Source organism: Shimia aestuarii (genome assembly GCF_900114635.1).
GTDB lineage: Bacteria > Pseudomonadota > Alphaproteobacteria > Rhodobacterales > Rhodobacteraceae > Shimia > Shimia aestuarii.
The window spans coordinates 101,871-114,285 of sequence record NZ_FOTQ01000006.1; the positions used below are offsets into that span (position 1 = coordinate 101,871).

A 12,415-nucleotide genomic window follows, 5' to 3' on the forward strand; every position below is an offset into this window, starting at 1 on the left:
CATGACAAAACTGACTCTCGGACCGATAGCCTATCACTGGTCCGCCGATCGGCGGCGCGATTTCTATGCCCGCATCGCGGATGAGGCGCCCGTTGACGAAGTGTATCTTGGAGAGGTGATCTGCTCCAAGCGCGCGCCTTTCCAGGAGGCTGATCTGCCAACAATCATCGAGCGGTTGGAACGTGCAGGCAAACGGGTGGTCTTGTCCTCGCTTGCCGAGGTGATGCTGACGCGAGAGCGGAAGGCGACCGCGGACATGGCTGCGATGGACAGTCACGAGATCGAGATCAATAACGCCGCAGGGTTATATGCGCGCGGCAAACGCCCCCATCGCATTGGCCTCTTCATGAATGCCTATAACGAGGCGACGATCAAATGGATGGCCGACCAGGGGGCAACGCATGTTGTCCTGCCAACAGAGTTGCCCGCTCCGGCGATTGCCGTCGCAACGCGCGTTGCCCGAGACCTAGGGCTTGACGTTGAGGTGCAGGTTTTTGGTCGAGCTTCGCTGGCGGTGTCGGCGCGTTGCTATCACGCCCGTGCGCATGGCCGTACCAAGGACAATTGCCAGTTCGTGTGTGAAGACGATGCGGACGGCATGCCGCTGACCACGAGTGACGACCAGCCAATCCTGCGGGTGAATGGTATCCAGACCCAGTCAGAGAGCTACGTTGACCTTCTGCCGGAAGCGACACGTCTGGTCGGCGACGGTGTCACGCATTTGCGTCTGATGCCACAAGCGGTTGATATGGTGGCTGTCGCGCAAGTTTTTCGTCGTACATTGGACGGCGATCACGAACTTTCCGAAGCGGAGGCAGAGCTGCGTCGGATTTGTGGCGACACACCGTTCAGCAATGGCTTTTTTTACGGAGAGGCCGGATACCGGCGCATCGCCAACGTCAATCGGGTTTAGTCGTGCGGTTGGGCGCGTCGGATCCGAAATACGCGGATCGACGCGCCGCCAAGCAATGTCCAAGCGGGCAAAGCCTCGGTTACTCCGCCGCAAGTGTCGGCATGGCGTCGGAATGCTCTTCCAGTGGGGTCCACTTCAGGTCACCGCGATAGCGCCACGCCAGCTTGCCCTCGTCATCCATGGCGATCAGGTGCAGCCAGCCATTGTCAAAGAGCTTGCGCACTTCGGTGTGGCGCTCGAGAATGTCGGACATTGCCTCTCGCGGTGCTTCTATGATGACGGACAAGCGCAGCGGTTCATGTTGGAACCGGTTGCCGTCATGGACGGACTGCCATGGCAGACCCGGTCGAGGGGCACCATTGTTGCCCTCCAGCACGCCGATGCCCCCCACCACGTTGTGCAGCAGCTTATTCCCGCCACCAAACAGATTGGGAGCTACGGTCGAGCCGTAATATTGAAGGCTGATCCAACTGGCGACGACGACGGGGGCGGTCATGATAAGTTCAAGAACGCCAAAACCGTCATCGCGACGCCAGTCGTAATTGTGAAGAAACGCCTGCCCGGACAAGTCTGCGCCGTCGGTGCGGTGCCGCGGCGCGGCGATGAAGGCAAGGCACCCGGCCAAGCCCCATTCGGGGCGCGTCTCTGCCCAGTCCCGCGCCCGGTTTGCGACGGTCGCGGGACTGGAAGCGCGGGGCAGGCGCTGGGCGCGCTCTGCTCTGGCGAGGTTTCCGGCCGCGGTCAGCCATTGTTTCAGCTCCATAAGGCCCGCCACCGGTTTCCCTTTCGGTAGATCCTGCTCGAAGAGCGTCACCGCGTCGGTCGTCGTATGGTGCAAAGCTGGCAAGAAGACCGTGTCCGACGGGATGTCGATGCCGGCTTCACGCAGCCCAAGCTGCACGTCGGGGTCATTCAGCAGGCCCGCCAGTAGCCGGGCGTTCACGTCGCCCGCGTAACCGCCGCACGCACCACATTGCAAAGCGCTTGCATGCGGGTTGTTGGTTACGTCGGCCCCGTGACCGGCCAGCAGAACGATCTTTGCGAAGTTGTCCGTAAGCGACATGGCCGTCAGAACGGACTTTGCCATTCCAACGCGCGTTTCAAGGTCGATGGCCGAGTCCAGCCGGGGCGCGGGATCTGCTGCGGGTTTGCCGCCGATACCAAGGGAGTCTCGTACGAGTTTTCCTGCGTAGAGCGGCCCCGTGGCCTCCACAAAGGCGAATGACGAGACGGCTGCCAATTTGAACCGTCCCCAAGCACGTTTGGCCCGGGCGGTGTAGCGGCGCCCCAGATCAGCTGTTTCGGGTTCGATCGACTGCGATGTTACATCGGGTTGCAACAATACCGGGCCGCGCCGTTCGGCTACGTCCGATCCGGCAGCCTTGTGTGCGCTTGCAAGACCAAAGAAACCGGCAAACCCGATTGTCTCGATCTTCTCGTCCTGCGCCTCGAGCGCGCGGCGGAAGACTTCGGAACGAACGTCGATGCAGAACGCCGCCTGCACATCCGCTCGGCCCTCGGGATTTGGCGGTTTGCTCTGCTGCAGCCTGTTGCCAAGGAGGCGTTGCTCGGCCCTTTCGGAGGCGTCCTGAAGAACCGCATCAATCACGTGGTCTTTCGACGGGGTGACTGGGGCCTGGTGTGCTGCGACGGTTTCTTGCCAACGCTCTGCGATCTGATCCTCGTAGAACTCGAACAGGGCTTCGTCGAACACCATCCGGATCGCAAGAAGCTCGGTCACGGTGTTTTCATGGCCACCATCCAGTTCCGCCTGCCACAAAAGGTAGCGCCCATATTGTGCCCATCCGCCCATAGACATCAGCCACCGGTGGAAGGCGGTGGTGGCGGCACAGGCAGTTATCCCAAGTTTTTCCGAGGCGCGGCCTATGGCGCGCCAAGGCGACCGGTTGGTGCCCGCGACATAGGCGCAGAAGCCGGTCAGGCCCTGAATTTCGGGCGTGAGGTCACGTGCGGCGTAATCCCGCCAGGAGCTGAAGGGTCCGCCGGACCGGGCCTGCTGCCAGAGTGCCTGGCCCTCGTCGAAATGACCGGCGGCCCACGCGCCGATGCGGTCCTCGATCAGGCCCGGCCAATCGATACCGGAAACGTCTGCCGCCAGTTCGGCCACTGTGGGAAGGGCCTCGGGTTTGGGTGCGCTGTTTGCCAATGCGTCGCGGAGTTCCTGAAGGCTGGGCGCATTGAAATGTCCGCTGTGGGCGGCCAGCGCGTCTATCAGGTCCTTTTCGGAAATGTCGCCTGTATCAAGCTTCTTGGCCCAATGGGCGCGGGAGGGCATGATCCGCACACCTCCGACCCGCGCCAGACGTGCAGCGGTGACTGCGAGAGGTTCTCCGGTCTGTCCCAGGAATGGGTTGACCGCGACGCTGGCCGATAGCGGGAAAAGGGGTGGGATCGCCCTGGCCGCATTGTTGGCCTCGGCGATGAGTTCCAGCAAGGGGGCGGGGTATGACTCTAGTTTTGCGAACATGGGATCTGTTCCTTTCAAGCTGTTGACCGCTTGGACCAACCGTCCAAGAGCTTGTCGAAGATTGCATTTGCGTAAAGGCCGTTGGTCAGGTGAACGCGCAATCCGGCTGCTGCGGGATGCGATGCCCAGAGCGGGAATGTTGATTGCGCAACGGCCACAAGGCCAAAGCTCGCCAGTGCAAGGATGATGAGGGCCCATTCGAGCGGTCCGGGCGTCGGGGTGGGGGGAAGGGTCCCTGCGGTGAGTGATTGCGCGATGACCTGCAGGGCGAAGTAACTCACCGATGTTACCAGCGAATAGGCGATGGTATGGCGCATCAAGGCGCGCGGTGCGGCATCTGCGAAACCCTGTGCGAGCAGGTAGGCAACGCCGAAGATCAGGATCACGCCTAGCACGATGGCCTGGATCGACTTTCCGTCAAACCCGATGATTGCGCCGACCAGGCCGTAAATCACGATGGCGACGGAAAAAGCGTGAAGCACGTTGCGAGCACTTGGCACTGCAATCGGTCCGGGCTGTCGGATGGCTGTGACGTTGCGCACGGCCTCACCGGAGCTGAGGAACGCGTGGGCTTTGTAGAGTGAGTGGGCGACGATGTGCAGCAAGGCGAGAGGAAATAGCGCAAGGCCACATTGCATGATCATGAAGGCCATCTGCGCGATGGTCGACCATGCCAGCGATGTCTTTACTGCCGGCTGAGTCAGCATCACCAGACCGCCGAAGAGCGCTGTGAACCCGCCGAGCATGACGAGTAGTGCCATGACACCAGGCGCCAGAAGCATCACATCGGCAAACCTGATCAGGAGGAATCCGCCTGCATTTATGACTCCTGCATGCAATAGGGCCGATACCGGCGTCGGGGCCTCCATCACCTCGGTCAACCATCCGTGGATCGGGAATTGTGCCGAGGCAAAAACGGTCGCGAGCGCGATCAGGATGGCTGCAAATGCCGTTAGCCAGTTGGCCTCGACCGTTGCGAGGATAGTGTAGATATCGGTGGTTCCGGTTGCGGCGATCAGAAGGATGACAGCACCTGCCAGGGTGGCTTCGCTCAACCGCGCGACAAGGGCTTTCTTGCGGGCGGCACGCCGCGCCGTATTCCGTTCGGGGTAGAAGAGCAGCAATTGGTTCAGGGACAAGCTGGTCAGCGTCCAGGCCACAAAGAGCTGAATGAGGTTGCCGGACATCACCAGCAGCAGAACTGCGGCCAAAGTTGCGGCCATCCAGCCAGTGAAACGTCCCTGGCGGGCCTCTCCATCCATGTAGGTCTTTGAATACCGCAGCACGATCCAGCCGATAAAGCTGACCAGCACCAGCATCACGGTGCTTACCACGTCGAGGCGCACGGACAGGCCTATGCCAAAAAGACCGATTAATGGCGACGTTCCGGGGCCATTCACCACAAGCAGCACGGCAGCCCCAACGGCAATCACAAAGGCGAAAAACGCGGCGGCTTCTGCCAGTGCCGGCACGCGTCCGGGACGTCTGCCCGGCTGCCGTGCCGCGTGAATTGCCGCCATTAGCAGGACGAGCGGACTGAGTAGGGACAAGAAGAGATAAACCATGATCGAACTCCGTTGGTTTCAGTCAGAGACTTCGGAGCACTTGATAGGGCAGGGTATCAGGCAATAAAAATTCATTGTTTTTCATCAATCGTTCTAATAATTAGAACGATATGCCGCTAAACTACCATCATCTCCGTTATTTCTGGGCTGTCGCGCATGAGGGGAACCTCACGCGTACAGCGCAGCATCTGAACCTTTCTCAGTCCGCCCTATCGGTTCAGATCAAGCAATTGGAAGAACGTCTGGGGCACACCTTGTTCGAACGGCGCGGGCGGCAGATGCATCTGACAGAGGCCGGGCGCATTGCGTTGGACCACGCGGATGCGATTTTCGCGACCGGTCAGGAACTTGTGGCCACGCTGACGGGCACCGTTCAAAGCCGAAAGGCGTTGCGCGTGGGAGCGCTCGCGACCCTGTCGCGCAACTTCCAGATCGGTTTTCTCAGACCGATGCTGTCGCGAATGGATGTCGAGGTGATCCTCCGCTCGGGAGGTCCCACCGAATTGCTTGAAGGGTTGGGAACGCTCAACCTTGACCTTGTGCTCATGAACCGCCCGCCACCAGACGATAGCCTGACACCGTATGAAACCCATCAGGTTGGCGAGCAGGAAGTCAGCATTGTCGGCACCCCGGAGCGGCTGGCCCCTGATCGTCCGATAAGAGACCTGCTCAAAGAGCAGCCATTCATTCTACCCACGACCGACAGCAGCGTGCGGACCGCATTCGACGCCATGGCCAGCCGAATGTCCGTGCGCCCGCAAATCGCCGCCGAGGTGGATGATATGGCGATGATGCGTCTGTTGGCGCGAGAAGATATCGGGCTTGCACTTGTGGCACCGATCGTCGTGAAAGATGAATTGAACACAGGCCGGTTGAAGGAAGCCAAAGAGCACCCACGGATCAAGGAGACCTTTTACGCGATCACGCTTCGGCGGCGGTTTCCGAACGCAGTGGTGCAGGATCTGCTCGAACGAAATGCCGGTTCCGAACTTTTGTCATGAATTGAAACACATCGGCGTTCATCAGGGCGATTGCGGAGCTGGGTTGTTGGGGGGCATGCACTCTGTGGCGCGTCGTCGATCTTGTCATCAGGCTCGGAAACGGCCCACGGCATTCCGGCGCTTTTGTTTTTTGTTCTCTGCGCCTAAGCTTTTGTCAAGAGGAGTGTCATGCAGCAGGATTCGACCAAGTTTTCGGCAGAGCAAGAAGAGCTTGGTGACAGAGCTTGGGCTGATGTTCTTGAAGCCGTAGACAAAACCTATGCCGAGCTGGTCGATTACCAGGAGCAACTGGAGGCGCGAAACTCTGAGTTGCTGACCTTGCGCAGCTTCCTTGGTTCCATCATGACGTCTATCAGCGACTATCTCATTGTTGCTGGCAAGGACGGCCTGATCGTGGATGCAAGCGTGTCGTTCTGTACGGCGCTGGGTGTTTCGGTTGATGACCTTGTTGGCCGCCATATCGGCAACTTTTTTCTCGAAGCGGACCGCGACCTTGTGCTTTCGACTGTTTCGCAGGTCGCATCGTTGCGCCAACCGGCGACGATCGACGTCGAGTTGCAGATTGAGTCCGGGGCTGAACCTGTTGAAGTGCGGATCGCACCGCGCCTAGATCGGCGCCGAAGGGGCGCGGGTGTTATTCTTACGGGGCGCCCTCTTGGGGAACTGCACAATGCCTACATGAGCCTCGAGCAGAGCCACGAGGATCTGAAGCAGGCGCAAAGCCAACTGGTGCGCAATGAGAAGCTGGCGAGCCTGGGCCGGTTGCTCGCGGGTGTGGCCCATGAACTGAATAATCCAATCAGTTTCGTTTATGCAAACACGCACTCTCTGGAAAAATATCTCGATCGGTTCGAAACCTATTTTGAGAGCGTTCAGCAGGGCGCATCACGTGAGGAGCTTGTGCAATTGCGCGAGGATCTTCGTCTTGACAGGGATCTCAAGAACCTGCGCTTGGCTATCGAAGGCGCACGGGACGGTTCGGAAAGGGTGCGCGCCATCGTCGAGGACCTGCGCCGCCTGTCTGCCGAGGGTTCGGGCGACATGATCCGGCTTGATCTTGTTGATACCACCAGAATTGCTGCGAACTGGATCGAACGTGGAAGCAGGTCCAGTGTGAACTTCGTTTGGGAAGGTGAAGACCCCTGTTGGGCCATTGGTCGACCGGGGCATATTCAACAGGTCATGATGAACCTGATCCAGAATGCCACGGATGCGATGGAACATGTGGCAGAGCCAGAGTTGAAAATGACCTTTGCCTATGAGGGCGACCTGGCAACTGTCACAATTCGAGACAACGGTCCCGGCATTCCAGAAGAAATGAAGGAAGCGGTTTTTGATCCCTTTTTCACGACAAAGGATGTCGGGCAGGGAACCGGTCTCGGCCTGTCGATATCGCACAAGATCATTGAAGAGCATGGGGGCGCGTTGTCTTTGGGGCCGGATCAGGGAGTGGGCGCCTGTTTCAGGCTGACGCTCAAGAAAGGGGAAGCCGAGTGAACATCTTGTGGCTGCAATCAGCAGGGTGCGGTGGATGCACGATGTCACTTCTTTGCGCGGAGAGCCCGAATGTGCTCGAAACCTTGGAAGATGCGGGAATCTCGTTCCTTTGGCACCCGGCGCTCAGTCAGGAAACCGGTGCCGAAGTGCGCGATCTGTTGACCCAGATTGAAACGGGCGCAATCGTGCTGGATGTCCTCTGCGTCGAAGGATCTATTGTGCGCGGGCCACTTGGGACTGGCCGGTATCACATGCTGGCCGGTACGGGGCGATCCATGTTGGACTGGGTGCAAAGCCTCGCCCGGAAGGCACAGTTCGTGGTCGCGGTCGGAACTTGTGCAGCATACGGAGGAGTCACCTCCGCCGGAGAAAACCCGTCTGATGCGATCGGCTTGCAGTATGACGGCGCCCATGCCGGAGGCGCGTTGGATGCAGTGTTCCGAAGCGTCGGTGGGATGCCTGTCATCAACGTCGCCGGGTGTCCGACACATCCGGATTGGGTCACCGAAACATTGCTTCTGCTTGCGGCGGGCGCTTTGGATGCGGGGCAACTGGATGACTTCGGGCGTCCCCGGTTTTATGCTGATCACCTCGTGCACCATGCCTGCCCAAAGAACGAGTTTTATGAGTACAAGGCCAGCGCCAATGCACTTTCCCAAGCCGGATGCCTGATGGAACATCTGGGATGTGTCGGAACACAGGCAGTTGGTGACTGCAATATCCGGACGTGGAATGGAGACGGCAGCTGCACGCGGGCGGGATACCCTTGCATCAACTGTACAGCTCCTGAGTTTGAAGAACCCGGACATGCCTTTGCCGAAACCCCCAAGTTTGCAGGCATACCAATCGGGTTGCCGTCGGACATGCCCAAGGCCTGGTTCATGGCCTTGGCCAGCCTCTCCAAAGCGGCAACGCCACATCGTATCGCGACCAATGCAGTCGCTGATCGTGTCCAGGTTCCCCCGACAATCAAGAAGCCCAAGTCATGACCGACACCAGATTGATCGTTGGCCCTTTCAACCGTGTGGAAGGTGATTTGGAAATCCGGCTCGACGTGTCGGATGGGGCGGTTCAGGCGGCGTACACAAACTCTCCGCTGTTTCGGGGCTTTGAGCGAATCCTCGTGGGGAAAGCGCCCGAAGATGCGTTGACGATAACGCCGCGCATCTGTGGGATTTGCTCTATTAGCCAATCCGTCGCTGCTGCTCGGGCCTTGGCAGACGTTGCTGGCGTTGCACCGACTCCGGCGGCGGAGAAGGCGGCGGCCATGTTGCATGCAGTCGAAAACTTGGCGGATCACGTCACACATTTCAACCTGTTCTTCATGCCGGATTTCGCGCGTCCAGCGTATACCAGCCATCCTTGGCATGCGGATGCCGTGGCACGTTTCCTTGCGGCAAAAGGCAGTGCAATTCATGCGGCGATTGAGGCACGCGCAGGGCTTTTGCATATCGTCGGGCTGTTGGCGGGGAAATGGCCACATACTTTGGCCATCCAACCCGGCGGGATGACGCGAGCGATGACGGCTCGCGACAAGGTACGCATCGCGTCGGACCTGCGGCGGTTCCGGAGGTATCTCGAGCGCAATCTGTTTGGCGCGCCGCTGGAAGCCTTCGCAAGTTTGTCATCGATCAACGAACTGGAAGGTTGGCGGACCGGGGACGTTGGCTTTTTCCTGATGCTTGCGTCGGAACTCGGGCTCGACATATCGGGCCGTGGGGCGGCGCGGTACCTATCGTTCGGCGCTTACCCAACAAACGAGGGGCCGCTTTTCAAGCGCGGTATCTGGCAAAACGGAGAACGTCGGGACCTGGACAGTTCCGAAATCTATGAAGATCTCAGCCGGGCCTGGATGTTGGGTGAGAGTCGCCATCCTTCCTCTGGTGTTACCGTGCCGGATGAACTGATGCGCGAAGATGCCTATAGCTGGTGCAAGGCGCCGCGTATTGACGGGCACGGCTTTGAGACGGGCGCCCTGTCTCGTCAGATCATGGACGGTCACCCACTGGCCCTAGCGCTTGCCGGGGAGGGTGGCGTTCGCGCCCGTATCGTGGGACGTTTCCTTGAAACTGCGCGCACACAAATCCTGCTTGAAAGGCTATTGTCGGAAATCGACCCGTCGGGTCCTTTCATGCAGTCGGTTGACCTGCCGTACCAAGGAATGGGCGAGGGGCTCGTCGAAGCCGCGCGCGGAGCGTTGGGGCATTGGGTGCAGATCAGGAACGGGGTGATCGAGAACTACCAGATCATTGCGCCCACAACATGGAATTTCAGCCCTCGGGATAGCGCAGGAACACCCGGTCCGCTGGAGGCGGCATTGGTTGGCGCCAACGTCAAAGAGGGAGAGGAAACGCCGATTAGTGTACAACACATCGTGCGGAGTTTCGATCCCTGCATGGTGTGTACGGTGCACTGATGAACGGGCGTCGCATACGCGTGCGCGGTCAGGTGCAGGGTGTAGGGTTTCGCCCGTTTGTCTGGCAATTGGCGCGGCGGTTCGGGCTGAAGGGGACAGTTCTCAACGATCCCGAAGGGGTGTTGGTTTTTGCCTCTGGTGAAGATTTGGAGCAGTTCGAAGCGGCAATCGCGGCCGAAGCCCCGCCGTTGGCGCGTGTTGACGCTGTTGAAAGCGAACCCTGTGACGTCAGGGCGGATGATGGGTTTGAAATCGTCGCATCGGAAGGGGCAGGGGCGGAAACGCGTGTGACGCCGGACGCAGCGACGTGTCAGGATTGTTTGTGTGAAATCAATGATGTGAATGACCGGCGATATGGCTATGCCTTTGCCAATTGCACCCATTGCGGGCCGCGTTTCACAATTCTGAAGGCCCTGCCGTATGACCGGGATCAGACGACGATGGCGCCGTTCGACATGTGTTCGGCCTGCAGGGAGGAATATGGTGATCCGGGAGATCGGCGGTTCCATGCCCAGCCGGTCGCTTGTCCCGATTGCGGGCCGCGTGTGTGGATTGAACCATCGTCCGGAGGGGACGCCATTGTCGAGGCGGCGGCGCGGCTGAGACTTGGCGAAGTGTTGGCGATCAAAGGGTTGGGCGGTTTTCATTTGGCCGTGGATGCGTGCAACGCGGACGCTGTGGCGCTTTTGAGGGACAGAAAGCGACGTCCGGGTAAACCCTTTGCGTTGATGGGAACGCTTGAGGTCGTCTGTCGCTATGCCTCTGTTTCAAAAACGGAAAGAGTGCTGTTGCAGGATGTGGCGGCGCCGATCGTGTTGTTGCGAAAGGGGGAAGAGGCGCTGCCGGAGGGAGTTGCCCCGGGGCAGGCAAGCTTGGGGTGGATGCTGCCCTACACGCCGTTACATCACCTTTTGTTGCAAGCCTTTGAGGGGCCGCTGGTGATGACGTCGGGCAACCTTTCGGGGGAACCTCAGGTGATCGGAAATGCGGAAGCCATTGAGAAGCTGGAGAATTTTGCGGATGCTTTTGTGATGCACGACCGCGACATCGCGCGGCGGCTGGATGACTCGGTTGAGCGGATCACACCGCATGGACCGATGGTGTTACGGCGGGCACGTGGGCGGGTGCCGGGGACGTTACCCTTGCCGGAAGGGTTTGAAAACGCACCACATATCGCGGCCTATGGCGGGCAGATGAAGGCGGCGATCTGCCTTATCAAGAACGGTCAGGCGCTCTTGGGGCATCATCTGGGCGAGCTGGATGAGGCGCTGACCTGGGATGCGTTTGTGCAGGCGGATGCGGATTATGCGGATCTCTTCGACCACCATCCCGAGGCGGTGGCTTGCGATCTGCATCCCGATTTTTCTGCAACAAAACACAGCTATTCCAAAGGTTTGCCCGTGGAAACAGTGCAGCATCACCATGCGCATCTGGCGGCGTGTCTGGGTGAGAATGGCTGGCCGTTGGAGGGCGGCAAGGTGGCCGGGATCATCCTTGACGGTTTGGGATTGGGGCCGGATGGAACCGTCTGGGGCGGTGAGGTTTTGTTGGGGGATTACAGAGGGTTCGAACGGACCCATTGGCTGAGGCAAGCACCTCTGCCGGGCGGAGACATGGCGCAGCGCGATCCCTGGCGCAACCTGTTGATGCGGTTGGACCAGGCCGGAATGGCGGATTTGGCTGACCAGTTTCTCGGAGTTTGTCCCGTTGATTTATTAAGGCAATCCGTGACAGCAGGGGTCAATGCCCCGATGTCCTCTTCGGCAGGGCGGCTGTTTGATGCCTTTGCCGCAGCGTTGGAACTGGTCGCGGGCGCGCAGAGTTTTGAGGGCGAGGCCGCGATGCGGTTGGAGGCATTGGCGCTGGAATGGGAGGCCGATGTTGAGGGCTATCCGTTTGACGTGAGGGATGGGGAAATTGATCCGGCGCCGCTGTTCCGGGCGTGGCTTCAGGATCGGGAAAGTGGCGTCGAAGCGGCCAAAATGGCACGTCGGTTTCACGTCGGTATTGCGTCGGTATTTGGTCGGTGCGCGCGGGAACTGGTCGAAAGTGGCCGGGCCAAGGCGATTGCGCTGTCTGGTGGGTGTTTTCAAAACGCCTTGCTTCTGGATCTGGTCGCAAGAGAGTTGCAGGATTTGCCGGTGCTGATCCATACCAAGACCCCGGCCAATGATGGCGGGCTGGCGCTTGGCCAAGCGCTGGTTGCGGCGGCGCGGTGGGATGGGCGCCGGGCTTGATGGTGTCGCAGTGTTCGGTCCGACTTAGGCCTGTTTTCAGTGCAGGGCCTTCGCTTTCCGCTCTGTCACTCTCACCGGTAAGCACCTAACCGGAGCCAATGGAAGGTGGTTGATCACTGGCCGGTTGCGGGGCCGGGATTTCTGCGGAAATCGCGCACAACAATCTGACATATATACGTAAATTATTAAATGCACTGATCTCCCCGATATCTTTGATTGCGGAGTGGGGTCTCTGGTTTCTTGGTCTCGAAGGAGTGCGCGCACAGGGCACTCAAGCAGAATCGCTTAGGCGCGGGAG

Annotated in this window: 8 protein-coding genes; 6 read left to right on the forward strand and 2 right to left on the reverse strand. The window is 59.5% G+C overall.

Going from position 1 to position 12,415, the window contains the following annotated elements; all coding sequences use genetic code 11:
* Position 1: 1 nt before the first annotated feature.
* Positions 2–913: a ubiquinone anaerobic biosynthesis protein UbiV gene (gene ubiV, locus BMZ35_RS14445; RefSeq protein WP_242654811.1), complete on the forward strand. Its 912-nt coding sequence runs from the start codon at positions 2–4 to the stop codon at positions 911–913.
* A 79-nt stretch (positions 914–992) separates the two neighbouring features.
* Here the strand turns inward: ubiV and BMZ35_RS14450 are convergent, their stop codons facing one another.
* Positions 993–3,401: a YbcC family protein gene (locus tag BMZ35_RS14450; protein WP_093094576.1), complete on the reverse strand. Its 2,409-nt coding sequence runs from the start codon at positions 3,399–3,401 to the stop codon at positions 993–995.
* A 14-nt stretch (positions 3,402–3,415) separates the two neighbouring features.
* Positions 3,416–4,966 (reverse strand): proton-conducting transporter transmembrane domain-containing protein, encoded by a 1,551-nt coding sequence (locus BMZ35_RS14455; protein WP_093094577.1) that lies wholly within the window; start codon positions 4,964–4,966, stop codon positions 3,416–3,418.
* 110 nt (positions 4,967–5,076) lie between these two features.
* Here BMZ35_RS14455 and BMZ35_RS14460 point away from each other — a divergent pair, with 110 nt between their 5' ends.
* From BMZ35_RS14460 to hypF, 5 genes are all read left to right on the forward strand, one after another.
* Entirely contained in the window at positions 5,077–5,967 is an 891-nt protein-coding gene (locus BMZ35_RS14460; RefSeq protein ID WP_093094578.1) for a LysR family transcriptional regulator, read from the forward strand.
* Positions 5,968–6,135: 168 nt separating this feature from the next.
* Positions 6,136–7,464: a PAS domain-containing sensor histidine kinase gene (locus BMZ35_RS14465; RefSeq protein WP_093094579.1), complete on the forward strand. Its 1,329-nt coding sequence runs from the start codon at positions 6,136–6,138 to the stop codon at positions 7,462–7,464.
* Positions 7,461–8,453: an NADH-quinone oxidoreductase subunit B family protein gene (locus tag BMZ35_RS14470; protein WP_093094580.1), complete on the forward strand. Its 993-nt coding sequence runs from the start codon at positions 7,461–7,463 to the stop codon at positions 8,451–8,453. The genes BMZ35_RS14465 and BMZ35_RS14470 overlap by 4 nt, the downstream gene beginning before the upstream one ends.
* Complete coding sequence (locus tag BMZ35_RS14475) at positions 8,450–9,880, forward strand: nickel-dependent hydrogenase large subunit (RefSeq protein ID WP_093094581.1); 1,431 nt, start codon at positions 8,450–8,452, stop codon at positions 9,878–9,880. Before BMZ35_RS14470 ends, BMZ35_RS14475 begins: the two co-directional genes overlap by 4 nt.
* Positions 9,880–12,117, forward strand: a complete 2,238-nt coding sequence (gene hypF, locus BMZ35_RS14480) for a carbamoyltransferase HypF (RefSeq protein WP_093094582.1) — start codon at positions 9,880–9,882, stop codon at positions 12,115–12,117. Before BMZ35_RS14475 ends, hypF begins: the two co-directional genes overlap by 1 nt.
* Positions 12,118–12,415 lie beyond the last annotated feature (298 nt).